18 protein-coding genes and 2 pseudogenes are annotated in these 24,864 nt (G+C 73.2%); 9 read left to right on the forward strand and 11 right to left on the reverse strand.

Annotated features, from left to right (window positions below; genetic code table 11):
* Positions 1-77: 77 nt before the first annotated feature.
* Both AC3IYI_RS31430 and AC3IYI_RS31435 read right to left on the reverse strand, forming a co-directional pair.
* Positions 78-272 carry a hypothetical protein gene (locus AC3IYI_RS31430; RefSeq protein ID WP_489406848.1) on the reverse strand — a complete coding sequence of 65 codons (195 nt, stop codon included), beginning with the start codon at positions 270-272 and terminating at the stop codon, positions 78-80.
* A 396-nt stretch (positions 273-668) separates the two neighbouring features.
* Positions 669-813 (reverse strand): annotated as a pseudogene (locus AC3IYI_RS31435) (hypothetical protein); the annotation flags it as partial.
* A 72-nt stretch (positions 814-885) separates the two neighbouring features.
* Between AC3IYI_RS31435 and AC3IYI_RS31440 the strand changes: the two are divergent.
* From AC3IYI_RS31440 to AC3IYI_RS31450, 3 genes are all read left to right on the forward strand, one after another.
* Entirely contained in the window at positions 886-1,845 is a 960-nt protein-coding gene (locus AC3IYI_RS31440; protein WP_489406849.1) for an oxidoreductase, read from the forward strand.
* A gap of 90 nt (positions 1,846-1,935) precedes the next feature.
* Complete coding sequence (locus AC3IYI_RS31445; protein WP_489406850.1) at positions 1,936-3,537, forward strand: esterase/lipase family protein; 1,602 nt, start codon at positions 1,936-1,938, stop codon at positions 3,535-3,537.
* Positions 3,538-3,682: 145 nt separating this feature from the next.
* Complete coding sequence (locus tag AC3IYI_RS31450) at positions 3,683-5,119, forward strand: FAD-dependent oxidoreductase (protein WP_489406851.1); 1,437 nt, start codon at positions 3,683-3,685, stop codon at positions 5,117-5,119.
* On the opposite strand, the gene AC3IYI_RS31455 is transcribed toward AC3IYI_RS31450, so the two are convergent.
* Genes AC3IYI_RS31455 through AC3IYI_RS31465 form a run of 3 tightly spaced genes read right to left on the reverse strand, consistent with a single transcriptional unit; the run spans position 5,077 to position 6,100 of the window.
* The gene (locus AC3IYI_RS31455) at positions 5,077-5,262 is read right to left on the reverse strand and encodes a hypothetical protein (RefSeq protein ID WP_489406852.1); all 186 of its coding nucleotides are present in this window, start codon (positions 5,260-5,262) and stop codon (positions 5,077-5,079) included. The two genes, AC3IYI_RS31450 and AC3IYI_RS31455, sit on opposite strands and share 43 nt — an antisense overlap.
* Complete coding sequence (locus AC3IYI_RS31460) at positions 5,252-5,746, reverse strand: hypothetical protein (RefSeq protein WP_489406853.1); 495 nt, start codon at positions 5,744-5,746, stop codon at positions 5,252-5,254. Before AC3IYI_RS31460 ends, AC3IYI_RS31455 begins: the two co-directional genes overlap by 11 nt.
* Positions 5,747-5,776: 30 nt before the next feature.
* Positions 5,777-6,100, reverse strand: a complete 324-nt coding sequence (locus AC3IYI_RS31465) for a hypothetical protein (RefSeq protein ID WP_489406854.1) — start codon at positions 6,098-6,100, stop codon at positions 5,777-5,779.
* A gap of 146 nt (positions 6,101-6,246) precedes the next feature.
* On the opposite strand from AC3IYI_RS31465, the gene AC3IYI_RS31470 reads away from it, so the two are divergent.
* Positions 6,247-6,624, forward strand: a complete 378-nt coding sequence (locus AC3IYI_RS31470) for a VOC family protein (RefSeq protein ID WP_489406855.1) — start codon at positions 6,247-6,249, stop codon at positions 6,622-6,624.
* 39 nt (positions 6,625-6,663) lie between these two features.
* Here the strand turns inward: AC3IYI_RS31470 and AC3IYI_RS31475 are convergent.
* Positions 6,664-9,159, reverse strand: a pseudogene (locus AC3IYI_RS31475) (immune inhibitor A domain-containing protein).
* Between the two features lie 85 nt (positions 9,160-9,244).
* On the opposite strand from AC3IYI_RS31475, the gene AC3IYI_RS31480 reads away from it, so the two are divergent.
* The 4 genes from AC3IYI_RS31480 to AC3IYI_RS31495 all read left to right on the forward strand — a co-directional run bounded on the left by AC3IYI_RS31480 (position 9,245) and on the right by AC3IYI_RS31495 (position 17,825).
* Positions 9,245-10,534 (forward strand): hypothetical protein, encoded by a 1,290-nt coding sequence (locus AC3IYI_RS31480; RefSeq protein ID WP_489406856.1) that lies wholly within the window; start codon positions 9,245-9,247, stop codon positions 10,532-10,534.
* A complete protein-coding gene (locus tag AC3IYI_RS31485; protein WP_489406857.1) occupies positions 10,531-12,750 on the forward strand; it encodes a VMAP-C domain-containing protein in 2,220 nt (739 codons plus the stop codon). Before AC3IYI_RS31480 ends, AC3IYI_RS31485 begins: the two co-directional genes overlap by 4 nt.
* 246 nt (positions 12,751-12,996) lie before the next feature.
* Positions 12,997-14,079, forward strand: coding sequence for an AAA family ATPase (locus AC3IYI_RS31490; protein ID WP_489406858.1), 1,083 nt, complete (start codon positions 12,997-12,999; stop codon positions 14,077-14,079).
* On the forward strand, positions 14,076-17,825 hold the full coding sequence (locus AC3IYI_RS31495) for an SAV_2336 N-terminal domain-related protein (RefSeq protein WP_489406859.1): 3,750 nt from the start codon (positions 14,076-14,078) through the stop codon (positions 17,823-17,825). The genes AC3IYI_RS31490 and AC3IYI_RS31495 overlap by 4 nt, the downstream gene beginning before the upstream one ends.
* Before the next feature lie 56 nt (positions 17,826-17,881).
* Here AC3IYI_RS31495 and AC3IYI_RS31500 read toward each other — a convergent pair whose 3' ends face one another.
* From AC3IYI_RS31500 to AC3IYI_RS31520, 5 genes are all read right to left on the reverse strand, one after another.
* Complete coding sequence (locus AC3IYI_RS31500) at positions 17,882-18,697, reverse strand: hypothetical protein (protein WP_489406860.1); 816 nt, start codon at positions 18,695-18,697, stop codon at positions 17,882-17,884.
* Complete coding sequence (locus AC3IYI_RS31505; RefSeq protein WP_489406861.1) at positions 18,697-19,959, reverse strand: VWA domain-containing protein; 1,263 nt, start codon at positions 19,957-19,959, stop codon at positions 18,697-18,699. Before AC3IYI_RS31505 ends, AC3IYI_RS31500 begins: the two co-directional genes overlap by 1 nt.
* A gap of 78 nt (positions 19,960-20,037) precedes the next feature.
* Positions 20,038-21,018: a cytochrome d ubiquinol oxidase subunit II gene (gene cydB, locus AC3IYI_RS31510; protein ID WP_489406862.1), complete on the reverse strand. Its 981-nt coding sequence runs from the start codon at positions 21,016-21,018 to the stop codon at positions 20,038-20,040.
* A 68-nt stretch (positions 21,019-21,086) separates the two neighbouring features.
* The gene (locus AC3IYI_RS31515; RefSeq protein ID WP_489406863.1) at positions 21,087-22,643 is read right to left on the reverse strand and encodes a cytochrome ubiquinol oxidase subunit I; all 1,557 of its coding nucleotides are present in this window, start codon (positions 22,641-22,643) and stop codon (positions 21,087-21,089) included.
* On the reverse strand, positions 22,640-23,869 hold the full coding sequence (locus tag AC3IYI_RS31520) for a TDT family transporter (protein WP_489406864.1): 1,230 nt from the start codon (positions 23,867-23,869) through the stop codon (positions 22,640-22,642). Before AC3IYI_RS31520 ends, AC3IYI_RS31515 begins: the two co-directional genes overlap by 4 nt.
* 70 nt (positions 23,870-23,939) lie before the next feature.
* Here AC3IYI_RS31520 and AC3IYI_RS31525 point away from each other — a divergent pair, with 70 nt between their 5' ends.
* A complete protein-coding gene (locus AC3IYI_RS31525) occupies positions 23,940-24,860 on the forward strand; it encodes a LysR family transcriptional regulator (protein ID WP_489406865.1) in 921 nt (306 codons plus the stop codon).
* Positions 24,861-24,864 lie beyond the last annotated feature (4 nt).

The raw sequence follows: 24,864 nt of genomic DNA on the forward strand, positions 1-24,864 counted from the left end.
CAAACGCCGACGGGGCTGGGGTGGGCCGGAGCGACCGGCGGGGGCTGGGGTGGGCCGTTGGAATCCGTCCGCCCGACTCATTGGTGAGCCCACCACGCGGCCCCGACTCCGCCGACGGTCGTGACCAGCGAGACGAGCCATGTGGGCACGCGCTGAACGGTCAAATGGAGTCCGCCGCAGCGCAGTTCCAGGGCTGGAGGCGGCGTGTGGTTGTCCGCTCTGACACTCATGTCGGCGTCCTCTTTCCGGGCCTTGTCCTGCTTGGTCTGCATGGCTTCTGGCTCCTGTCGCGCGCCGTTGCGTGACGTCGGTGAAGGAAGTGGCACAACGCGACGACGTGGGCCTGTCGCCATCGACGCCATGCGGTGGTGAGAGACGAGCGGGGGCGAAATCAGCCACCCGGATGCTGCCGAAGGGGTTGGAGGCGCGCTGAACAGCAGTCGCCTGGGCACGGAGCCTGTCCAACCACACGTCAACGGGCGGTATGCCCCGCGACGTATCGACCTGAGGACCGGGGACTCCCATTTGACACTCTGGCCAGCGTGGCGCGCTGCTGCCCCGACCTGCCGCGGTGTGCACTCGGCACGGGGCGGTCGAAGGGGGCGACGCGCCGGATGTGTTCGGCGGGAAAGGGGCTTCGGTGCGTCTCCGGACTATCGCGCTGAGCAGGTCGTCGCGGACGACGACCTGCGGGTGGATCACGACGTGGATGCCGCGCCCGTGGCGGGACAGCTCGTTCGTCACGGAGTCCACGAGGAACGGCATGTCGTCGGTGACCACCTCGACGACGGAGTGGCTGGAGGTCCAGCCGCGCCTCGCAGGGCTCCGGGAGTAGGGTGCGGGGGCCGGTGGGCCGTGGGGGCTGCCGGGACGGGAGGAGCTGCCATGGCGGGCTGGAAGGCCACCCGGATGCCGGATCAGAGCGGGCGTACGGCCGTCGTCACCGGAGGCAACAGCGGGATCGGCTACGCCGCCGCCCGGGAGCTCGCACGCCGCGGCGCCTCGGTGGTGCTGGCCTGCCGGAGCGCGGCGCGGGGGCGGGCCGCCGAGGTCGCTTTGCGGGGTGAAGTGCCGGGCGCAGACGTGGAGTTCATGGCACTGGACCTCGCCGATCTGGCCTCCGTACGGGAGTTCGCGGCCGCGTACGGGCGGCGGCGGAGCGGGACCCTCGATCTGCTGGTGAACAACGCCGGCGTGATGGCGCTGCCCTACGGACGGACCGCCGACGGGTTCGAGACGCAGTTCGGGGTCAACCACCTCGGCCACTTCGCCCTCACCGGGCTCCTGCTGCCCCGGCTCCTCGACGCCCCGCCCGGGGCCCGGATCGTGAACCTCTCCAGCGGCTTCCACGCCCTCGGCGACGTGGACCACGAGGACCTCAACGGTGAGCGGAACTACCGGCGTTGGATCGCCTATGGTCGTTCCAAGACCGCGAACCTGCTCTTCACCCACGAGCTCGCCCGGCGCCTCGCGACCGCCGGATCCGGGATCGTCGCGGCCGCCGCCCACCCCGGCTACTCCTCCACGAACCTGCACGTGGCGGCGGCCCCGCAGGCGGGCACCACCCTCACCTCGCGGCTCGCGGTCGCCGCCAACGGCCTCGGCATCACCATCGGCAACGGGGTCATCGCCCAGTCCGCGGCCTCCGGCGCGCTGCCCACCCTGTACGCGGCCACCGCCCCCGGGGTCCGGCCGGACGAGTTCATCGGACCGCGGTTCAGCATCCGCGGCGCGCCGCACCGCTCCTGGCGGGCGAAATGGACCCTGGACGACAAGTCCGGCGAACGGCTCTGGGGTGCCTCCGAAAAGCTCACCGGAGTCTCGTACACGTCTCTATCGCGCTGAATCCCCGGGGGCTAGCTTGCTACTCGCCAGTCACTTCAGGCTGCCGAGTCCGAGCGCGCGTCGCATCACGCCGCATCCCCTGGGAGAGCCATGCGCAGATCCGCCCTGCCCGTGCCCCTGTTGTTCCCGATGCTCGTCGCCCTCGCCACGGCCCTCGCCGCGGCGCTCGTCGCTACTCTGCTCACCGCCCCGACGGCTGGGGCCGCGGAGGCGGTGGAGGCCGCCGCTCGCGCGGAGCGGCGTACGCCGGTCGTCCTCGTCCACGGCTTCGGGGACACCGCGGCCTCCCTCGACGGGCTGGAGGACCACCTGCACGCCCAGGGATGGCTCTCCAGCGACCTCGCCGAATTCGGCTACGACTGGGCCGCCACCAACGACTCCAACGCCGCCCGCTTCGGCGCCTTCCTCACCGAACGGTTCGGCAGCCGCCCCGTCGACGTGGTCGCCCACAGCATGGGCTCGCTGCTGACACGCAAGTACCTCAAGGACGGCGGGAGTTCCCGGGTCCGCTCCTGGGTCTCGCTCGGCGGACCCAACCACGGGGCGGGGGACGCCGCGCCATGCGGACCCTTCGCCACCTTCTGCGACATCCATGCCGCCTCGCTCGCCGACATGACCCCCGGCAGCCCCTTCCTGACCTCCCTCAACGCGGGCGACGAAACCCCGGGCGCCACCCGCTACACCACCTTCAGCTCCACCTGCGACCAGCAGATCCCGCCCGGCGACAGCCGCGCCCCGCGCTCCACCGAACTGGCCGGAGCCGTGAACCACGTCCTGCCGGTGGACGACAGCGGCTGCCCCTCGCACTACGGACTGCTCGGCAACGACTGGGTCCGCCGGCAGATCGTCGCCGAGTTCTCCAAGGACCCGGTGAGTCAAGTCGACCTGAAGGCAGGCCCGTTCCGGATCACGGTCGACTCGGCGCGGTTCACCTCCAGTGGCGAGAGCGGACCCGAGCTCTACGACGGGCTCACCCTGACCACCGACGGGACCGCCCGCTCCCTCTGGCACCGCGACCGGTCCGGCGCCACCGCCTTTCCCGACCACGACCCGTGGTTCGGGCTCGACGACTCCACCCGGAGTCAGGTCTTCAGCGGCCGGGCGACCGTCACCGCCTACCTCGTCGACGCCGACTACAGCGCCGGGAACAACGACGACGTGATGGCCGCCGGCCGCGTCCACTGGGACCCGGCGCTCGGCTTCGGCCGGTTCACCGCGAAGATGGCCGGTGTGGACGGCGGCGAGGCCTCCGTCACCTACACCGTGACCCCGGTGCAGGGCGTCCCCGCCTGCCGGGTCCGCGTGGACCAGGCGGAGCTGACCTACTTCGACGACGGCACGACCCGCCCCGCGCTCTACGGGGACATCGCGGTCCGGACCGGTGACCGTGCGCGCACCGCCGTGTGGTCGCGTTCCGGCTCGGACCCGTCGACCTTCCCCAACCAGGGCAGCCGCACCAACCCCGACCCGTACTTCTACCAACGCGTCGGCTCGGGGACCACGTACGGGCCCGGCCCGTTCGAGATCGGCGTCTTCCTCTGGGACTACGACGCCTCCTCGGCCGACGACCTGGTCGCCCGCGGCACGGTGGCCTGGGATCCGTACACCGATCAGCCGGGGACCCGTACCAGCGAGTTCCGCGGGGACGACGGAGGGCACGTGAAGGTCACCTGGACCGCCCTCTGCCCCTGATCCGGACGGGGGTCCGGGCGGGGGTCCGGGCGAGGGGTCCGGACGGGGGCGCGCCCCGGTATGAGCCCGTCCGCCCCCGTCGAGCCTCCGGGCGCCCCGTACGGGCCCTGACCTGGGAGCCCCGCCTCCAGTCACACTCGGCGGCATGGACGACGACACGACGGACAACCACCTACGTACCACCGGACCGCACGCCGAGGACCATGCCGAGGACCATGCCGTGGTCCTCGGCGCGGGCGTCGCCGGGCTGCTGGCCGCGCGGGTGCTCGCGATGCGGTTCTCCCGGGTCACCGTGATCGAGCGGGACGAACTACCCGACGGCGAGCCGGTGTTCCGGTCGGGGATACCCCAGACCCGGCACACGCACGTCCTGTGGGCGCGGGGCGTGGACCTGATCGAGCTGATGCTGCCGGGCATCACCGACAAGCTGCTGGCCGCGGGGGCCGTCCTCGCCGACTCGCCGCGCGACTTCCTCTGGCTGAGCCCGGCCGACTGGTTCGGGCCGGTGGCCGGGGCCAGGGTCCTGCTCGCGAGCCGGGAGCTGCTCGACTCGGCGGTGCGCCGGGAAGTGCTCCGCAACCCGCGCGTGCGGATCCGGGCCGGCCGGGCAGCCACCGGACTGGTCGCCGGGCAGGGCGGCCGCACGGTGACGGGGGTGGAACTGCGCGACGGCGAGCGGCTGGCCGCACGCCTCGTCGTCGACGCGACCGGTCGCACCTCCAAGGCCCCCGCCTGGCTCGCCGCGCTCGGCCACCCGGCCCCGGAGGTCACCCGGTACGACTCCCATCTCGGGTACTCCAGCCGCTACTTCGAGATCCCGGAGGATCCGGGACGGCGGTGGAAGGGCCTGTACGTCCAGGGCCGTCCGGACCTTCCGCGCGGCGGAGTGCTGATGCCGCTGGACGGGAACCGCTGGCTGGTCACCCTCGTCGGGAACGGCGAACACGCGCCGCCCGTACGGGAGGAGGAGTTCCTCCCGTTCGCCCGGAGCCTGCGCAGCCCGGCCCTGTACGACGCCATCCGGGACGCGGTCCCGCTGTCCTCGCCCACCGCCTTCCGGAACACGGCGAACGAATGGCGCCACTACGAGCGCCTGGAGCGCTGGCCGGCCGGGTTCGTTGTCCTCGGTGACGCCGCCTGCCGTTTCAACCCCGTGTACGGGCACGGCATGACGGTCGCCGCGCTCGCCGCGGAGGCCCTGGCCAAGGAGATCCGCGCCCTGTCCCCGGAGCAGATCGCGGCGGCCTCCCGCCGGATCCAGCGCCGGACCCTCGCGGCGGCCGCCGTGCCCTGGCAGATCGCCACCAGCGAGGACATGCGGTACCCGGTGACGGAGGGGCCGCCGCCGGACCGGGCCACCCGGATCCTGCAGCGCTACATGTCCCGGGTGATGGCGGGAGCCAACACCGACCCGGCGATCGCCGCCCGCTTCTTCGGAGTGCTGTCGCTGACCAGCCCGCCGGGCACGCTCCTGGACCCCGTCACGATGGTCCGCGTCCTGTCCAAGCCGCGGCTCCCGGCGAACCCCCGCACCACCGCCTACCCGACCCACCACGGCGCGCCGGCGGGGCGCGTCAGGTAGCGCTCGACGGCCTCGCGGGCACGGGCGCTGGAGGCCGCCGCGTCGGCCAGGGACCGGGCCAGGGCCTCGATCCACTCGTCCAGGCCCACCTGGCGGCGGGAGAGCACGACGCCCCGTACCTCGTGGCAGATCTCACCGGTCACCCGGCCCCGATCCGTCCGCAGTGAAAGCCGTTGCTCGCCGAGTGCGACGTCCAGCGCGGTGACCGTGCCCTCGCGCGACGGCGGTGCGGACGAGGGCCGCCTCCGCCACGAAGTCGCGCCCGTACCTGAGGGAGGGGCACTCGTTCTCGCGCAGCCGGAGTGCGATTGCGTCCACCAGCACCCCGTCACCGCCGTGCCCGGCGGCGTCGTCTGCGAGGTGTTCGAGGGCCTTCCGGCGGACGTGGCCGACCAGTTGGGTGTACCCGTCGACCTCCTGGTTCCCGGCGGCCCAGCGGGACGGGCGCGAGGCGCGCCAGTCGTCGTGGCGGGTGTCGAGGGCGATGCCGAAGGCCAGTGCGTTGGGAATCCATCCGGAGCGCACGAGCGCGGCGAAGTCCTGCCCGTCGAGGTGCGAGGTGAAGGGCTCGTGCGGGCGGACGCGGGAGCGGGCCCGGACCGCGGTGCCGAGAGCCGTGAACTCCACGGTCTGCGCGGTGAACTCCTCGACCCGCAGTTACACCCCGACGACTCCGTCGCCACCGAGCGCGCGGCACTCGGCCACCGCCCGGGCGAGTGCCAGCCGACGGCCCGTGTACAGGGTCCGCGTCAACTGGGAGTAGGAGGCGGTCCATGCGGAGGAGGGAGTCTTCACGCCGTCCGTGACCGACCAGGTGCCCGGGCAGCCCCAGAGGCCGGTGTAGCCGATGTTGAAGACGGCGGTGCCGAGAACCTGTCCGACCGGCTCGAACCCGACGCCCTGGACCGCCGCGAACTCCTCTACCGACAGGGCCGAGTCCCAGCCGCCGCCGGAACGGGAACCGCGCCGTCCCGCCGTCAAGGGTCCCCGGCGGGCCGGTGTCTCCTCGGTGTGCCATCGAATCCCGTACCGTCCGCCCCTTGGCCCGCCGTGCGGATCACGGAGCCCCCCGTCGGCGGCGTATGTCATCCACCCCATGGTCCACCGGACGGCCTAGGATCGATTGCGTGATCGCCGAGATGCAGTGCGTGGTGCTGGACTGTCCCGACCCGGCGGCGCTGGCCGCGTTCTACCAGTGCCTGACCGGCGGTGAGGTCAACCGTCCCGACCGGCGCTGGGCGACCGACGCGACCTGGGCGACCCTGCACCTTCCGGCCGGCCAGGTCCTCGCCTTCCAGTACGCCGAGGACCACCGGCCGCCCCGCTGGCCGGACCCGGCCCGGCCCCAGCAGCTGCACCTGGACTTCGCCGTCGCGGACCTGGAGGGGGCTCATGCGGAGGTCCTGGCCTGCGGCGCGACCCTGCTCGACGGGGACCGGGCGGGCGAGGGCTGGCGGGTCTACGCCGATCCGGCCGGGCACCCCTTCTGTCTGGTGCGCCACTGACCGGCGGGTCCCGCCGGCCCCGCTTTCAGCCCGGGAAGGTCACTTCGACGGGCTGAGCTGCACCGTCGTCAGCGCCCCGCCCGCGGCCTCCTTCACCACCGTGAGCCGGGTCCCGGTGTCCGGCACCTTGACGCCGAGCTGCGGCAGTGCCGCGTTCCAGTACGACCCGTGGCGGTCGTCGAAGACCGGTACGCCGCTGCGGGCCGGGATCACGGTCGCCGCGCCCGCCTTGTGCAGGACGATCCGGTCGCTCTTCCCGAGGGAGAAGGGGGCGTCGAAGGTCTACGCACGCGCGTTGAGGAGCGTGCCGTCCGCGTGGGTCAGCGGCTCGGGGCGCGCGTCGACGGGCAGCAGCATGCCGCCGCCGGGGTGCGCATTGGTGGTGTTGTCGCTGTACGCCGTGTCCCAGAGCCAGACCAGCACGCCCTGCTGGTACGGATAGAACTCGACCTTGTCGCCCGTGAAGCCGAAGTTGTACGGCCCCGTCCTCAGCAGGCTGCCGTAGCCGGTGTAGCGGCGGTTCTCCACGAAGTACGCGCGCGGGTGCTGCTCGCTGCCCGTACGGCCCTGCGTGCGCGACCACTTGACCGCCGTCCAGCCGTTCGCGCCCTGCTCCGCCCCGTCGCGCAGCAGCTCCCGGCCGTCGGCGCCCGCCGTGACGCGGATGTCGTCGAAGGTGACGCCCTTGCCGTGGGTGTTGCTGTCCGAGGTGACGCGCAGCCTCAACTGGACGGAAGTATCGGCGAACTGGGTCAGCGGGACCGAAAGCTGCGTCCAGCCCGCCGAGGTGCCCGAGATCCCCTTCGCCCCGATCGGCGCGCCGTCCACCGTGCCCGGCAGTGCCGTCCAGGCGGCCCCGCCGTCCGTGGAGGCCTCCACCGTCAGGTAGTCGAAGTCCTGCTCGATGTCGTACCAGACCCGGGCGTCCAGGCGGGCCGCCGCGGCGGCCGCGATCCCCGAGAGGTCGACCGTGCGCGACAGCGTGTTGTCCATGAAGTCGCCCGTGCCGCTCCACCACTGGCTGGCGCCCTCGTACGGGTCGACCAGCTCGGTCGTGGTCGAAGACGGCGGCAGGTGCACCAACAGGGCTTGCGGATCCTCGGTGTTGTAGCCGGACACCCCGAGAGTGGCCCGCGTCGTGCGGCCCGCGTCGGCCTCCGTGTACTGGAGCCAGCCCAGCTGGAGCTTGCTCCAGGGGTCGAGGTCGCCCGGGAACTCGCCCGTGGAATTGCGGCCCTTGCCCAGGTAGGACGCCGAGGACATCAGCGACCAGAAGTTGACGCTGTTGTCCCCGTCCGAGCTGTACAGGTCCGGCAGGCCCAGATCGTGCCCGAACTCGTGCGCGAAGAGGCCCGCGCCGCTGTTCTCCCCGCCGGTCAGGTAGTCCCCGGCCCAGATGCCGGTGTCGCCGACCGGGGTGCCGCCCGCCTTGTTGCCCTCCGGGCCCGCGCTGCCGGCCTGGTTCCAGTAGGCGAACCAGCGGTGCGCCCACACGGCGTCCTTGCCCTGCGTGCCGCCGCCCCAGGTCTGGTCCTTGCCCGCGTGGACGACGACGAGGTGGTCGAGGTAGCCGTCCGGCTCGTCGAAGTTGCCGTCGTGGTCGGCGTCGTAGCGGTCCCACACGTCATACTCGGCGAGCTGCGCCTTGATCTGCTCGGGCGTACGGCCCTTCGCTCGCTCGGACTTGTACCAGGAGTCCGTGGCGTCCCGGATCATGTCCCAGTTGGTCCGGCACTGGCCGGACTCGGAGCAGTTGTCGGTGCCGTAACGGGCTTCGTTCCAGGGCAGCTTGACCCAGTCGGTCACCGTGCCGTCCATGTCGTACCGGCCGGAGGACTGGAGCCGGTAGTAGGCGCGCAGGGAGGCCGACTGCGGGTCGGTGGAGAAGAACTGCTTCTCGTAGAAGGACCGGTCGAAGTCCTTGCGCCACAGGGTGTGGTTGTCGTCCGCGGCCGGCTTGCCGATCGTGTTGTGCGCCGGGCCCGGGGTGCCGCCGAAGCGCGGCTTGCCCTCGAACTCGGTGGTGTTGTCCACCTGGTCGCCGAACTCGGCGAGGATCACGAAGACCTTGTCCTTGCGCTCCCGGGCCAGTTCGACGTACCGCTTGCCGACCTTGGCCAGGCGCGGCAGCGTGCCGTCGGCCTCGGCGCGCAGACCGCCGGGACGGCCGGCGGCCACCTCTTCGAGGGCCTGGCGGCGCAGGGCCTGGCGCTGGAGCTCCAGGGGTGCGGGTGGCGGGGCGGCGGCGTGCTGTTGCTCGGCCTGCTGCTGCCCGGCGGGCGTCGGCGTGGTCGGCGGGGCCGGGGATGCGGTGGCGGCGAGCGCGGGGGCGGCGAGGAGGGCGAGGGATATCGCCGCTCCCACCGCAGCGAGTCTGCGCAACGTAGCTGACCTTTCTGGAGTTCCGGTCGGTCGGGTTGGTCGGAGCGCGAGTAATATTTCACATGTGACAGGTGATTGATAGGTGCGGGGGAGGTGGACGTCCGGCGCGGCCGGGCGTGCGCTCGGGTGAGGCCGGGCGTTTGCGCTGGCCATCCGAACTCGACGTTCCAGGGGCCCCGTTCGCCGCGCGGCGCTATCGTGCCGAGCGGGGACGACTGTGCGAGGGGGCGGAGCCGCGATGCGATTTCTGTTTGTGCACGGCACGGGGGTGCGGCGCGAGCGGCACGACCTGCTCTTCGCCCTGGTCCGGGACCGGCTGACCGCCCGGTTCCCCGGGGCGAGCGTCGACTCCTGCTTCTGGGGGGAGCGGTACGGGGCCACCCTGAGCGCCCAGGGCCGTTCCGTGCCCGGACTGAGCGCCCCCGGCGCGGCCATCGGCCCGGACGACGAGGAGACCGCCGAGTGGGGGCTGCTGGTCGCCGACCCGCTCTGCGAGCTGCGGGTACTGGCGGAGGCCGGCTGGGACACCGGAGCCGACGGCCACTCGGACGGCCACCCCGACGGCGACCCGGACGGCAGCCCCGACGGCGCGTTCGATGACGACGCCTTCGCGATGCCCGGCGTACAGTCCGCGGGCGACCGCGTACTGGAACTGCTCGCCGAGGTCTCCGGCGTCCCCGACGGCGGCGAACAGGCCGCGTTACTGCTCGGCACCGGCCTCGCCGCCGGATTCCCCGCCGCCCTGAAGACCGTCTCCCGTTCCGACGAGGCCGCCCGCGCCGGGGCCCGGGCCGCCGGCGAGACGCAGGCCCGGGAGCTGGCCAAGGCCCTGGCCCGCGCGGTGACCGCCGCCGCACTCGCCTCGGCCGGAGCCGAGGCCGACTGCACCGGAGCCGAACGCGACCGCCTCGTCGAGCTCATCACCACCCGCCTCGGCGGCGACGCCCGGGTCCCCGGCGCCCGCGTCGCCGCCGTCCTCGGCCGGCTCGCGCTGCGCGTCACCACCCAGCCGCTGCTCAACGCCTGGCGCGGCTCCCTCACCGTCGGGGCCACCCCCGCCCTCGGCGACATCCTGCGCTACCAGGCCCGGGGCGCCGACCTCCGCGCGTTCCTGCTCGAGCGGATCACCGCCGAGCCCGGGCCGACCGTCCTCATCGGCCACAGCCTCGGCGGCATCGCCCTGGTGGACCTCCTCGCCCTGGCGGCCGCCCGCGGCGAGCCGGTGCCCGGCGTCGAACTGCTCGTCACCGTCGGCTCACAGGCACCCTTCCTCTACGAACTCGGCGCGCTGGCCGGGATCGTGCCGGGCAGCAGGCTCCCGTACGCCTTCCCGCGCTGGCTCAACGTCTACGACCGCCAGGACGTGCTCTCCTACCTCGCCGAGCCCGTCTTCCCCGGCGACCCGCGGGTCAGCGACCAGGAGATCGGCAGCCGCCAGCCCTTCCCGGCCTGCCACAGCGCCTACTGGAAACAGGACTCCCTCTACGCACGCATCGAACAGGCGGTGGCCGAAGCGGAGATCGGGTGAACCCCCTCGACCTGCTGCCCTCCGAGCTGGGGCCGCGCACCTTCGCGCTCGTCGCCGGGGTCGAGAGCTACGACATCAGCCGCCACTGGAACCTGCGCGGCCCGGCCCGCGACGCCCTGCGCTTCGCCCGCTGGCTCACCGGACCGGGAGAGGTGCCGCCCGGCCACGTACGGCTGTTGCTTTCCCCGCTCGATGATCCGGACTCGCTCGACTGGTCGGCCTCCGCCGCCCTGCAGGCCCTGCGCACCACGCACCGCCCGGCGACCGAGGCGAACGTGAAATCGGTGCTGTTCGACGAACTCCCCGCGTGCGAAGGCGATTTGCTCCTGATCTTCTGGGCCGGGCACGGCTACACGGAACCGCGCCGCGGTGAACTGATGCTGCCCTCCGCGGACGCCCGGCCCGGCCAGATCCGCCACCTCAACCTCGACTCCGCGCTGCGCTGGTGGCGCACCAGCCTCGTCAAGCGCGAGCTCTTCCGCTACCAGGCCGCCCTGGTGGACGCCTGCCGGGTCGACGCACCCCGCGACGCCCGGTGGAACTTCGGCACCAGCGACTACGGCGGCGGCGCCACCGTCCCGGGGCGGCGCCAGTTCCGGCTGTACGCCTCCCGCGAGGGCGAGGCCGCGAAGAACGACGCCGAGCGCGGCGCGGGCCGCTTCACCGAGGAGCTCCTCGCCGAACTCGGGGAACGCCCGGTGCGCGAGGCCGTCTCCGGTCTCGCAGACACCGCCCGCTCCATTCACCGCACCTTCATGGGCCTGCGCGAACGCGGCGAGGGCTGGCAGCTCCCGCAGTTCGTCGTGGACCGCGACTGGGACGCCTCCTCCTTCCTCGATGACGATCTGCCCGGGATGGCGCCGCCGCGCGCCGGCCGCCTCGACCAGGCCGCCTGGGACGGGCTCGGCGAACTCTTCGAGGACCGCGACCTACCGCGCTGCGCCCACGAGGCGTACCTGTGGGCGTTCAGGGCGGCCGGCTGCGCGGCCCCCGTCCAGGGCGGGCTGCCCGGCGACACCCTGCTGGAGGTGGTCCAGGACCTCGACGAACGCCACGGCGGGCCGGGCGGGATGCCGCTCCCGGTGCCCTTCGTACGGTTCCTCGCGGAACAGGGCGCGATGGGCGACGGGCCGTGGGCGGCCCGGCTGCGCGACTGGGTGCGCGCCACCCGCGAACGCCTCGCCCTGCCCGCGCTGCCGCCCCCGCCCCCGCCGCCGCGCAGGACGGCCCTGTACGTGCGGCTGGAGACGCCGCCGGGCGGGGAGGAGGGGTTCCTCGCCCGGATGTGGCTGCGGCGGGAGACGACCGAGCACATCTGGGAATCGGAGGGGGCGCCGGTACGGCTGGACGCGGTACGGGACGCACTCGTACGGCAACTCGTGGCGACGGCAAAGGTGTTGGGCGCCGACGCGGATGCGGGGCGGCTCTCCGGCGCGGTGGAGCGGATCGAGTTCTCAGTGCCGTACGAGCTGCTGGACCTGGACTTCGACCAGTGGCCGGTCCCGCGCGGCCCGGGCGGGCGGACCCGGGCGCTCGGCGTGCTCTACCAGGTGGTGGTGCGCTGCCCGCAGGAGCGCGAGTACACCGGCACCGAATGGCGCGGCAAGTGGCGCTGGCTGTGGGCCCAGGGCGGCCGGCATCCGGAGGCGGTCCGGGTGGTGGCCGACGCGGACGCGGACGACGGGCTCGGCATGGAACTGGGCGCGGGACCGGCTCCCGCGTGCGTACTGGCACACACGCGGGCGGGGGCGCGGACGGCCGCGGTGGTGGAGGCGGTCCTGGAGGGCGGTGTCCCGGTGGCCCTCTGGCACCGCGGCCCAGCTCCGGCGGGCACGCACCGGGCCGGGGCGGACGGGACCCGGCCGGCGCAGGCCGGCTCCGGCCGGGCCGGAGAACCGGGGGCGGCGCAGGCGGCTCGGGGCGGCTTCGCGTACGCCGCTGAGGGTACCGGGGGTACCGGGGGCGCCGGTCCGGGCGGGTCCGCGGGCGACCTGCTCGATCTGCTGGCGCCGGCCGGCGAGGACGGGCGGCCGCCCGACCCCGGCGCACTCGACGTTCTCGCCCTGCCCGCCCGCGTGCGCGCGGTGCGCCGGGCGGCCGCCGTCGCGGGCGCGGGCGCCCCCGGCGGCGATCGCCGACAGCCGCCGGGGGGAGACCGGTTGGTCCTCCTGTGGGACGATCCCGACGACACCCTCACCCTCCGGTCCCTGGCGTGAACCCGCTCCCGCTCCCGACGCCGCTCCCGATGCCGCCGCCGAGCCGGCCCTCAATCCCGGATCCCGGGCCCCGGGCCGGCCCGGGCCCGGGATCCGGACTCCGGGCCCGATCCCCGGTCTCGGGTCCGAGTCCCGGGCTCGGGTCGGACCCCGGGCCTCGGCCGGTCCCGACCCCGTGCCCGACCCCGACTTCGCATCCGCACCGATCCCGATGACCGTTCGCGGCGACGGCCCGCGACACCGACGATGGAGGCAGAGGCTGTGGTGAAGGACTGGTGGCTGTACCAAGGGCCCGGCGAGGCCGCCGAGCGCCGGGCCAGGCTGGAGGCCGGACCGCCACCGCCCTGGCGCGACTTCAAGGGCGTCCCCGACCCGGGGTACACACCCCCCGGCTGCGAGGGAGAGGCCTGGGAGCGCACCTGGCGGCGCGGCGAGGGCTACGTGCCCGACGAGTTGGAGAAGGACGTGGTCAACACGGCGCTGCACCTGCGCCGGCCGCTGCTGATCACCGGCAAGCCGGGGGTCGGCAAGTCCACGCTCGCCTCCAGCATCGCAGCCGACCTCGGTCTGGGACCCGTACTGCACTGGCCGGTCACCAGCCGCACCGTCCTGCGCGACGGCCTGTACCTGTACGACGCGATCGGCCGGCTCCAGGAGGCCGGGCTGGAGCAGTTGCGCACACCCGGAGCCGAGCCGCCCGCGGCCCGCGCCCAGAGCCCGGCCCCCGCCGGGGGCGGACCGTCCATCGCCCGCTACCTGCGCCTCGGCCCCCTCGGTACGGCCCTCCTGCCCCAGGACCGCCCCCGCGTCCTGCTCGTGGACGAGATCGACAAGAGCGACATCGACCTCCCCGGCGACCTCCTCACCGTCTTCGAGGACGGCGGCTTCGTGATCCCCGAGCTCGCCCGGCTCGTCAAGGAGGCCCCCACCGTCTCCATCGGCACCGACGACGACACGGAGGAGGCCGTCCGGATCTCCCAAGGCCGCGTCCAGTGCCGGTACTTCCCCATCGTCGTCCTCACCAGCAACGGCGAACGCGACTTTCCGCCCGCCTTCCTGCGCCGCTGCGTCCGGCTCCACCTGGAGCCGCCGGGGCCCGACAAGCTCGCCCGCATCGTGCGCGGCCGGCTCGGCGTCGACATCGAGAACAGTGACGAGTACCGCGATCTCGTCCAGAGCTTCCTGGAACGCGCCGAGGACGGCGACCTCGCCACCGACCAGCTCCTCAACGCCATCCAGCTCCGGCTGGCCGGCGCCTGGTCCGCCCCCGGCGACCGCGAACGCTTCCTCGCCACCGTCATGCACCACCTCACCGGACCCTCCGCGTGATCGAGAGGCTCCTCGCCGCCCTGGCCGAAGGCGCCGAGGACAACGGCCCGCGCCCCGGAGTCGGAGCGGAGGAGATCGCCGACATCCTGTGGCTCGCGACCCGGGTGGACGCGGCCGCCCTCCGCACGGAGCCTCGCGGGACACCCCCGGCGGCCGGACCCGAACCCGCCGCCGACGCAGCGGAGTCACCCCCCAAGGCGCGCGGCGGCGCCGTCGAACCGGGAGTCGAGTACTTTCCCGCGACCGCGACCGCGGCTGCCCGCGCCCCCACCCCCACCTCCGCACCCGACGGCCCCGCGGACGCCTCCGCCGGCCGGACCGCGGGCGGCACCCCCGGCGGCGCGCCCGCGCCGCCCGCACGCCGGGGCACGGCGGTGCGGCTGCCGCGGGCCGCTACCCTCGACGACCCGCTCGCCCTGATGCGCGCCCTGCGCCCGATCGGCCGCCGCAACATCGGCGGCCCGGGGGAGGAGCTGGACGAACAGCTCACCGTCGAGCGCAGCATCGAGCGGATGGTGCTCACCCCGGTCCTGCGCCCCGCCGAGAGCCGCTGGCTGGACGTGGCCCTGGTCGTGGACTCCCACCACTCGATGCTGCTCTGGTCCGATCTGGTGGAGGAGGTGCGCGGGGTCCTCATCCGCAGCGGAGTCTTCCGCGACGTACGGACCTGGCGGCTCACGGGCACCGGCCCCGGCGGCGCCCCGATGGTCGCGCACCATCGCGACAGCCCGCCCCGCAACCCCCTGGAGCTGGTCGACCCGGCGGCCCGGCGGCTGATCCTGGTGCTCTCCGACACGGTGGCCGCCGGCTGGCGCGAAGCCCCCCTGCGCGGTCTGCTCCGGCAGTGGTCCACGCACAACGCGGTGGCCGTACTGAACGTCCTGCCCGAGCGGCTCTGGACGCGCGGGGCGGTCCAGCCGGTCCCCTTCGCCGTCCGCGCGGACCGGCCCGCGGCGGCCACCCGCTCCTGGCAGCGGGTCCCGGTCGCCCGGCGGGCCCGCGGCGGCGGGCCGGTGGTCCCGGTCGTCGGCATCGCCTCCGGGAGCCTGGCCCGGCTGGTGCGGGTGGTGTCCGGCGACGGCCGCTGGCGGCGGCTCGCGTGCCTGCGCCTCGACGCGGAACCCGCGCGTGGTGGCCCGTACGAGGCACCCTGGGCTCCGAAGCTCTTCCCGGACCCCCTGGAGGCGGTGGAGCGCTTCCGTGCGAGCGCCTCGCCGACGGCCCAGCGCCTCGCCGACCACCTGGCCGCCGTACCGCTCACCCTGCCCGTGATGACCCTCGTACGCCGGTCCCTGCTGCGGGAGTCCGAGCACGGCCACCTCGCGGAAGTGGCCCTGGGCGGGCTGCTCGCCCCCTGGGACGGCGAACAGGACGCCGACACCGCTCAGTTCGAGTTCCTGCCGGGCGTACGGGAGGCCCTGCTCGGATCGCAGCTGCGCGGCGACGTGGCCGCCGTACGGGAACTGGTGCGGCGGCGCGTGTGGGAGTACATGTCCCACAAACGCGGCACCGGCCGGGACTTCACGGCCATCCGCCGGGGGCCCCGGGGCGGGGGACGGCGCGAACTGGCGCCGGGGGCCATGCCGTTCGCCCTCGCCGCCGGGCCGGTGTCGGGACTGGCCGACCGGGTGGTGCGGGTCCGCTTCGAGTCGCAGCGGGAGCCGCTGGCGGTGGGCGTGCTGCTGTCGCCCCGACTGGTCCTGACGGTCGGCGATGCGCAGACCGGGCCGCCGCACACCTCGGTCTGGGTCCGGGCCGACGGGCAGGAGGTGCTCTGTCAGCGCGCCTGGGGAGACGGGGCGGCGCCCCAAGTGCTCCTGTTCGTCTCCGACGTCGACCTCGTGGACCCGGCGGACTGGACGGAGCCGGCCTGGGCGGAGGGGTTCGCGGGTCCGGGGGAGCGCCTGGTCGTGGACGGTGCGACCGACCAGAGCGAGTCGGTGGCGCTGGCCGCCGAGGTCCTCCCGTACGAAGGGGAGCGCAACGGGGAGCTCGTCCGGCTCTCCGCCGAGCCGGAGCCCTGGACCCACTACGCGGGCTCCCCGGTCTCCCGGGACGGCCTGCTGGTGGGCATCGTGCACACGGTGATGCGGGACCGGATGGTCTTCCTCACGGGGCAGACGCTGCTGGAGCAGCCGGGGTTCCGCGAGGTCGTGGCGACGCACGCGCGCGGGCTGAACGAGCGGTCCGCGATCTGCCTGGCGGTAACGGCCCGGGTGTCCTCGGGCTTGAACGCACGGGCGGGGCGTGCGATCGACGAGCTCCTCGTTGAGGCGATGGCGGACTCCGGGGTGAGCGGGTCGGTGGCGACCCACGAGGGGGGCCTGCGCGTCATGGTGGTGGCGGATCCGGGAGCTCTCGGGAAGACGGGGCTGCTGCTGTCCGCACTCCCCGACGCCCTGACCCGGCTGCGCGCGAGCTCCGGCGATCACGAGCTCAGTCTGGCGGTGGCCCTGGCCAGGAGCCCGTTCACGAGCGAGGGGCAAAGCGCGAACGGGCCGGGGCCGGACGAGGCACTGTGGCTGGTGCGCCACCCCGATGTCACCGCGAGGCTGGACCGGTCGGACACTCGGTGGGGCATCCTCGTGGTGGCGGGCGAGTCGCTCGGTGATGTGGACGAATTCGAGATGCTGACGGTTCGGCGGTTGGGCCCGGAGCCGAGGGCCGGGGGACCGGGCGACCCGCCGGACGTGACGGGTCCGCAGACCGGGCCGGAGCCCGTACGACCGGAAGGGTGGGTCGTCGAGAACGGTCCCGGCGGGCTGGCCCGGTTGCTGATCAGCGCCGACCTGAGGGTCGACGACCCGGTACTCGACTGGGCGCACTGCGGTTTCAGGCCCAGGACGGCGAATCCGACCGGCTGCATCGGGATCCGTCTGCCGGGCCGGGAGCGCTGTCTGGCCCATGTGACGCTCTCCGAACGGGACGCGTACCTGAGGGAGCTCCGGCCGGGCCATGACATCGACCTGCGGGGCACCACGTTCACCGGCGGTCTGCTCCGCGCCGTGCTGATCGCGCTGAATGACGGGCTGACCGGGCACGTCCGGATGGGGAACGCGGCTTTCGACCGCGCCGACTTCGTCGACGCCTGGAGCTCGTCGGGCGCCGAGTTCGAGGGCCGTGTCTCCTTCGACCGGGCCAGATTCACCCAGGTCGCGGGCTTCATGGGCTCCCACTTCAAAGGGACCGCCTCCTTCGGGCGGACCGTGTTCCGCCATGGGGGCACCTTCGACGGGAGCACCTTCGACCGTGACGCACGGTTCGTCATGGCGGACTTCGGGGGCAGCGCGGTCTTCACGGACGCGATGTTCGTCCAGGACCTGGACATGACCTGGGCGGATCTGTCGAACCAGGCGGGCATGAATGGGATGAGGGTGCGGGGGCTGGCCGACTTCTCGCACACGGTCTTCTACGGCGGGGACATGTGGGCCCGTGCGGTCTTCCTCCGAACGGCCTCCTTCGCCCACACCCTGTGGGGACACCCCGTGGTGTTCGACGCGGTCCGTTTCGAGGGCCATACCGTCTTCGATCAGGCGGTGTTCGGCGCTTCGGTGGTCTTCAAGAACGCGGTCTTCGCGGACAAGGTGACCTTCGCGGGGGCCGACTTCTCGGACTACGGGGCGTTCGAAGACGTGACCTTCGACGATCCCGCCGCACTTCCCCCTGCGTGGCGGCCGCTCCTGCCGGGCCCGATGACGTTCCGTCTGGGCGGCGCCGAGGGGGGTACCCGCCGGACCGGACCGTGACTCCGGTGGATCGTCCGGGTGCGGGGCCTGCCGGTCCCGCACCCGGGCGAGCCGGGTCAGGCGGTGGGCGGTACCCGGCCCGGGCGGCCCGCGCCGCGGGTCAGGCGGTAGCCGCCGATGCCCGCGAGGGCGGCGAGCAGGCCGCCGGCCGCCGTCCAGAGCCAGCGGTCCGACCACCAGGTGCCCGACCAGCCGTCGGCCGGTGCGACGCCGTACGCCGTGCCGGCGCCGGGGACGAGCGGTACGGCCAGGGCGCTGTCGGCGGCGTAGGCACCGCCGACGTTCTTGGCCTCGGCCCGCAGGCGTGCCCGTACCGGCTGGCCGAGGTCCTCCTGCGCGAGGTCGATGACCGTGAGCCGGAGGTAATAGGCCCCCGGCAGCGGGTCGTTGGCCCACTGGTCGGCGCCCGAGCGGACCGGGCGCAGGGTGCAGGACAGGTCGACGGTCGTGGCGTCCTTGGCGGCCGTACCGGTCTGCGTGCCGTACATGCAGGGCTGGCGGCGGCGCAGGCCGTCGTACACGTCGAGCTGCCAGGTGGAGGCGGAGTGCCGGCCGGCCGCGGCGGGCAGGGTGACCGAGGCCCGCACGGTGGCGCGCTGCCCCGAGTCCAGGGGGAGCACCCAGTAGAGGTAGTCGCCGGTGGAGGCGTCGGCCGTGGCCTCCTGGCCCAACTGGAGCGGGGTGGCGGTACGGAAGGCCGTACCGGCCTCGGTCGGACCTTCCCCGGAGCCGCTCGGGCTCGGCGACGGCGAGGCCGCCACCCCGAGGAGGCCGCCGCCCACGAGGAGGGCGGCGGTCAGCGCGCGTCGCACGCGCCGTCCGGTGGGCGCGGGGCCGTCGTTTCGTTCACGTCTCAGGGCAGCAGTACTCATCAGTTGGTCCTCCAGACCGCGATGCGCCAGCGGGAGACCCAGCCCCACACCAGTCCGGCGAGGAGGCCGGTGAGCGCCAGTGCGCCGAGGAGCCACCAGCCGCGTCCGAGGCCGAAGGAGGCCACGTCGGAGGCCCCGTCCGGGCCGTCCACCACGTCGATGGTCAGTTCGATCGGCATGCCCGGGGTGGTCTTGACCGAGGCGGGCGCCGAGAAGGAGTTGCTGACCTGGAGACACACGGTCTCGGCAGGCTCCTCGTCGTCCGCGTCCCCGGCCTTGGGGTAGCGCAGTCCGGACGAGATCAGGTCGGTCCGCCCGTCACCGGCCTCCTGGCCGCGTACGATCTCCCGGCCGCTCGCCGTCGTCGCGCGCAGCAGCACGCCGTAGTCGTTGTTCACGGCGCGGTCGGCCCCGATGCTGACCGCGGCCCGCAGTTCCCGGCCCGGTGCCACGGAGACCCGGTACCAGCGGTGCTCCCCGAAGCTCTCGCGGTCGCTGTAGAGACCGGGCTTCAACTCCGGTGCTCCCGCGCACTGTTCGGTGCCCTCGGTGGCCACCGGATTGACCACCGGCGTGGCCGCCCGGCCCACCAACTGCCGGACCCTGCCCGAGAGTTCGGCCGTGTGCTGCACGGAGGTGTAAGTGCCGCCGGTGGCCTCGGCGATGCAGATCAGCTGGTCGCGGGTCTTGGCGTCGGGAACGAGCCCGAGCGTGTCGATGACCAGGTGGATCCCCTTGGCCGCGATGTCCCGGGCCACCTCGCAGGGGTCGAGCGGGGCGCAGGTGTCCTCGCCGTCGGTGATGAGCACGATCCGCCGGGTGGCGTCGCCGCCCTTCAGGTCCTCGGCGGCTCCGAGCAGCGCCGGTCCGATGGGCGTCCACCCGGTGGGGGCCAGCGTGGCCACCGCCGTCTTGGCCTCGGTGCGGTCCAGGGGGCCGACGGGGTAGAGCTGCTTGGTGTCCTTGCAGCCGAGGTTCTTGTCGGGGCCGGGGTAGTTGGCGCCCAAGGTCCGTATGCCGAGCTGCACTTCGTCGGGTACGGCGTCCAGTACCTCGTTGAAGGCCTGTTTCGCGGCGGACATGCGCGTCTGCCCGTCGATGTCCCGCGCCCGCATCGAGCCGCTGACGTCCAGCACCAACTCGACCTTGGGCGCTTCCTTCGCCACCGGCTCACCGGCGACGGCACCTGACGGGAACAACCCGACAGCTAGGGTGACGAACAGGCCGCACGCACTGGCCCTCACCCATCTTCTAGTGATCATCGCCGGATCGTATTGAGATTCCCCGCACCCGCCAAACCGAGCACCTCGGCGCCGGTGTGGAAGCCAAGACCGCCGGGGTCAGCCGACGCGCTTGCGGAAGACCCAGTACGTCCACGTCTGGTAGGCGAGGACGACCGGGGTCATGAACGCGGCGACCCAGGTCAGGATCTTCAGCGCGTACGGGCTTGCCGCCGATCCCGCGACGGTCAGGCTCCAGGCGGGGTTGGTGGAGGAGGGCATGACGTCGGGGAACAGGGAGAGGAAGAGAACGGCGACGGTGGCGGCGACGGCCGTGGCGGACAGGGCGAATGCCCGGCCGTCGTGGTGCGTCGCGCTCTGTTCCACGGTGGCGACGAGCGCCACGACGGCCACGCCCAGGACGATGAGCCCGTAGACCTGGCGGCCGTGGTGGACCTGCGTCCAGAAGAGGAAGGCGCCGACGACCACGGTGGTGATGTTCGCGAGGGGGCGGACCCTGGCCCGGGCCCGGCTCCGTACGACCCCCTTCGTCTTCAGCGCGGCGAAGAGGGTGCCGTGCAGGGTGAAGAGGCACAGGGTGGCCAACGCGCCGAGCAGCGCGTACGGGTGGAGGAGGTCGAGGAGGCTGCCCGTGACGTTCTTGTCCGCGCCGATGGGCACGCCCCGCACCATGTTGGCGAAGATCAGCCCCCACAGGGCGGAACAGACCAGCGAGGTCCAGAACACGCAGCGGTCGCAGGTGCGCCGCCACCGCTCGTCCTCGCGCTTGTGCCGGTACTCCAGGGCGACGCCGCGCACGATCAGGCACACCAGGACGGCGAGCACGGGCAGGTAGAAGCCGCTGCAGAAGGTGGCGTACCAGTCGGGGAAGGCGGCGAAGGTCGCGCCCACGGCGGTCAGCATCCAGACCTCGTTGCCGTCCCAGACCGGCCCGATGGTGGCGAGGAGCACGCCGCGTTCTTCGGGGTCGCGGGCGAGGAGCCCGGTGAGGACGCCGATGCCGAAGTCGAAGCCCTCCAGGAAGAAGTAGCCGGTCCACAAGAAGGCGATGAGCACGAACCAGAGGTCGTGGAGTTGCACGGGGTGGTCCTCGTGGGGTGGTTGGGCCGGTAGGCGAAGGTCCGTAGGCGAAGGTGAGTAGGTGAAGGTCAGTAGGTGAACGCCCGGGCGGATCCGGAGGCGGGATCGCATGCGGGATCGGACGTGGGGTCGCCGGACGCGGATCCGGCCGGGGGGTCCGTCGTCCCGTCGGTCTGCGGGCCGGCCTTCGCGTACCTGGCCAGGAGCCTGACCTCGACGATCGCGAGTGCCGCGTAGAGCAGGGTGAAGACGGTCAGGGAGATGACGGCCGAGGTGGTGGAGACCCCGGGTGAGACCGCGTCCTTGGTCTTCAGCAGCCCGTAGACGGCCCACGGCTGGCGGCCCATCTCGGTGAAGATCCAGCCGAAGGAGTTCGCGATCAGCGGGAAGCCCATGGTCAGGGTCCCGGTCCGCCAGGCCCACTGGGTGAGCCGGGGGCCGAGCTCGCGGCGCCGGGTGAGCATCAGTCGGGGCACTTCGTCCGGGGCGGTGCGCAGGCGCGGGTCGAGCCGCCATCTCGTACGGGTCAGCCACAGGCCGGCCGCTCCGGCCGCGAAGGAGACCATGCCGAAGCCGATCATCAGCCGGAAGCCCCAGAAGGTCATGAAGATGCTGGGGATGTAGTCCTCGGGCTTCCCGCCGAAGCGGGCCGCCTCCTGGCGGGCGGTGTCGTTGATGCCGGGTACGGAGCCGGTGAAGTCGTGGTGGGCGAGGAAGGACAGGACCCCGGGCACCTCGACGGCGACGTCGTTGCGTCCCCGGCCCACGTCCCCGACCGCGAAGACGGAGAAGGGCGCCGGCGCCCGGGTGTCCCACAGGGCTTCGGCGGCCGCCATCTTCATCGGCTGCTGCTCGAACATGACTTGGCCGAGGCTGTCGCCGCTCAGCGCGGTGGCCAGGCCGGCGGCGACCGCGAGGGTGAGCCCCAGGCGCAGCGACGTACGCATCACGGCGGTCCGCTTGCCGGGCCCGCTCCGGTTCCGCTTGGCCCGCCACAGGTGGAAGGAGGCGATGCCGACGACGAAGGCGGCGCCGGTCAGGAAGGAGGCGGACAGCGTGTGCCAGGCCTGGACGAGGGTGGTGTGCTGGGTCAGTACCGCGAGGACGTCGGTGAGCCGGGCCCGGCCCGTGGCCCGGTCGACGGCGTAGCCGACGGGATGCTGCATCCAGGAGTTGGCCGCGAGGATGAAATAGGAGGAGAGGACGGTGCCGATCGAGACCATCCAGATGCACGCGTAGTGGACCTTCTTCGGCAGCTTGTCCCATCCGAAGATCCACAGGCCGATGAACGTGGACTCCAGGAAGAAGGCGATGAGCGCCTCGAAGGCCAGCGGAGCCCCGAAGACATCGCCGACGAACCGGGAGTAGTCGGACCAGTTCATGCCGAACTGGAACTCCTGGACGATGCCGGTCACCACGCCCAGCGCGATGTTGATCAGGAAGAGCTTGCCCCAGAACTTCGTGGCGTGAAGGTACTTCTCCTTGCCGGTCCGCACCCAGGCCGTCTCCAGCCCCGCGGTGACGGCGGCCAGGCTGATGGTGAGCGGGACGAAGAGGAAGTGGTAGACGGTGGTGATGCCGAACTGCCATCGGGCCATGGTCTCCGGTGCCAGTGCGAGGTTCACGAGGCGGCCCGTACGGAGGCGAGGTGGGCGGGAGCGGGAGCGGTGGCGGCAGCAGGGGCGGCGGGAGGGAGGAAGAGGGTGCCGCGCAGGGCGCCGCGCGCGGTACGGATCCCCACCACGGCCCAGGCGGTGACCAGGAGTACGTACAGGGCGACGGCGGCCCAGATGAACAGGTCGGCGCCGGTACGGGCGGCCAGGACGGTGCTCCCGGTCACGCAGGTGCCCACGGGGAAGGTGAACCCCCACCAGGTCAGGTTGAAGGGCAGTCCGCCGGCGCGGGCGGCCCGTACGGTGACGGCGGCCGCTATGGCCAGCCACAGCATGGCGAATCCCCAGGTCACCACCCCGAAGATCAGCGCGAACACCTGGAGGCCCTGGGCGTAGGGCGCGGGCAGGGCCGAGGGGGCGGCGTTGGCGAGCAGCCCGGCGGCGGTGACCGACTGGCCGAGGGGGCCGAGCACGATCCAGAGGGTGGGGACGGTGCCCGCGGCGGGCACGGGGTGGTGCACCAGCCGGGAGTAGATCATGGTGACGATCAGGAACGCGGCGATCAGGCTGATGCCGAACATCGCGAGGCAGGCCAGGATCATGGTCAGCCGCAGCTGGCCGGATCCGGTGTGGGGGATGAGGAAGGCGCCCATCGCGGCGGAGACCATGGGGGGAACCACGGGCATGAGCCAGCCGCCGAAGGCCGCGTCGGGAGCCGCCGCGTGCCGGGTGATCATCCGGTAGGGGACGGTGAAGGCGGCCAGCAGGCCGAGGGCAGTGCCGGTCAGCCAGAGCGCCCAGTCGACGGCGACGGCCGCGTCCAGACCGATGACGTCCTTGCCCAGCAGCAGGGTGCCGGCGCCGACGGTCATCAGGGCCATGGGGGGAGCGCCGTAGAACTGCGACATCACGGGGTTGGCGCCGTGGGCGCGGGCGTTGTCGCGGTGCCGCACCCAGTGCACGGCCCAGGCGGCGCACATCGCGAGCAGGAGCAGGGCCGCGCCCGCCCACACCACCGTGGCAGCGGTGCGCAGGCCCGGGAACCGCAGGGGCAGGGAGGCCGCCGCGTTGGCGACGATCCCGGTGCCCATGACCGAGGCGAACCAGTTCGGCCCGAGGTACCGGAAGGCGTCACTGGGGCGCTCGAGATCTCGCAGCAGTCGGCGCTGCGAGGGGCCTGCGGGGCCGGAGAGGCCAGAGAGGCCGGAGGGGGCGGAAGGTGCGGTCCTGGTGCTCATGGATCCACCATCGGCGGGTGCCACGCGTCGCGGTAGCGGCACCGGATCGATGCATCCATAGAATGGCTCTATGCCCATCTCTCCCCGCGTCCCCGACCTGCCCGCCCTCGACCTGCTGCTCAGCGTCATCGAGCTCGGCAGTCTGGGACGGGCCGCCGAGGCGCACGGCATCAGCCAGCCCTCGGCCAGCTCCCGCATCCGCTACCTGGAGAAGCTCGTCGGCCTGCCCGTACTGGAACGCTCCTCACTCGGCTCCAAGCCCACCCCGGCCGGGGCGCTGATCGCCGAGTGGGCCCGGACCGTGATCGACGCGGCGCACGAGCTGGACGCCGGCATCGGCGCCCTGCGCGAACGGCGCAGCTCCCACCTGAAGGTCGCGGCCAGCCAGACGGTCGCCGAGTACCTCGTCCCCAAGTGGCTCATCGGGCTGCGGGCGCAGCATCCCGCCACCAGCGTCGCCCTCGAATCCGGCAACTCCGCCGACGTGGCCCGGGCGGTCCTGGACGGCCGCGCCGAGCTGGGCTTCATCGAGAGCCCCCGCGCGCCGAAGGGGCTGGAGAGCCGTGCCGTGGCCAGGGACCGGCTCCTCGTCGTGGTGGCGCCGGCGCACCCCTGGGCGCGGCGCACCGCCATCACGCTCGACGAACTCGCCGCCGCCTCCCTGATCCAGCGGGAGGCGGGATCCGGCACGCGCACCGCCTTCGAGCGCGCGATCACGGCCCACCTGCCCGACTGGAAGCCCTCCGCCCTGCTGGAACTGGCCTCCACCACCGCCATCAAGACCGCCGTGGCCGGCGGCGGCGGCCCCGCCGTCCTCAGCTCGCTCGCCGTCGCCGACGAACTGGCCGCCGGCACCCTGCGGTCCCCGACGGTCACCGGTCTGGAACTCGGCCGCTCGCTGCGCGCCGTCTGGCCCGCCGGCCGGCGTCCGACCGGTCCGGCCCGGGACCTGTACGCGCTCGCTCGCAGGCAGCTCGCCGCCGGGTCCTAGATTC

Source organism: Streptomyces sp. GL_148 (genome assembly GCF_057834205.1).

Bases quoted from the DNA above. Each gene is read 5' to 3' on its own strand.
- AC3IYI_RS31430 (WP_489406848.1), bottom strand. From the start codon at position 272: ATGCAGACCAAGCAGGACAAGGCCCGGAAAGAGGACGCCGACATGAGT.
- AC3IYI_RS31440 (WP_489406849.1), top strand. From the start codon at position 886: ATGGCGGGCTGGAAGGCCACCCGGATGCCGGATCAGAGCGGGCGTACG.
- AC3IYI_RS31445 (WP_489406850.1), top strand. From the start codon at position 1,936: ATGCGCAGATCCGCCCTGCCCGTGCCCCTGTTGTTCCCGATGCTCGTC.
- AC3IYI_RS31450 (WP_489406851.1), top strand. From the start codon at position 3,683: ATGGACGACGACACGACGGACAACCACCTACGTACCACCGGACCGCAC.
- AC3IYI_RS31480 (WP_489406856.1), top strand. From the start codon at position 9,245: ATGCGATTTCTGTTTGTGCACGGCACGGGGGTGCGGCGCGAGCGGCAC.
- AC3IYI_RS31490 (WP_489406858.1), top strand. From the start codon at position 12,997: ATGGAGGCAGAGGCTGTGGTGAAGGACTGGTGGCTGTACCAAGGGCCC.
- AC3IYI_RS31500 (WP_489406860.1), bottom strand. From the start codon at position 18,697: ATGAGTACTGCTGCCCTGAGACGTGAACGAAACGACGGCCCCGCGCCC.
- AC3IYI_RS31505 (WP_489406861.1), bottom strand. From the start codon at position 19,959: ATGATCACTAGAAGATGGGTGAGGGCCAGTGCGTGCGGCCTGTTCGTC.
- AC3IYI_RS31520 (WP_489406864.1), bottom strand. From the start codon at position 23,869: ATGAGCACCAGGACCGCACCTTCCGCCCCCTCCGGCCTCTCTGGCCTC.
- AC3IYI_RS31525 (WP_489406865.1), top strand. From the start codon at position 23,940: ATGCCCATCTCTCCCCGCGTCCCCGACCTGCCCGCCCTCGACCTGCTG.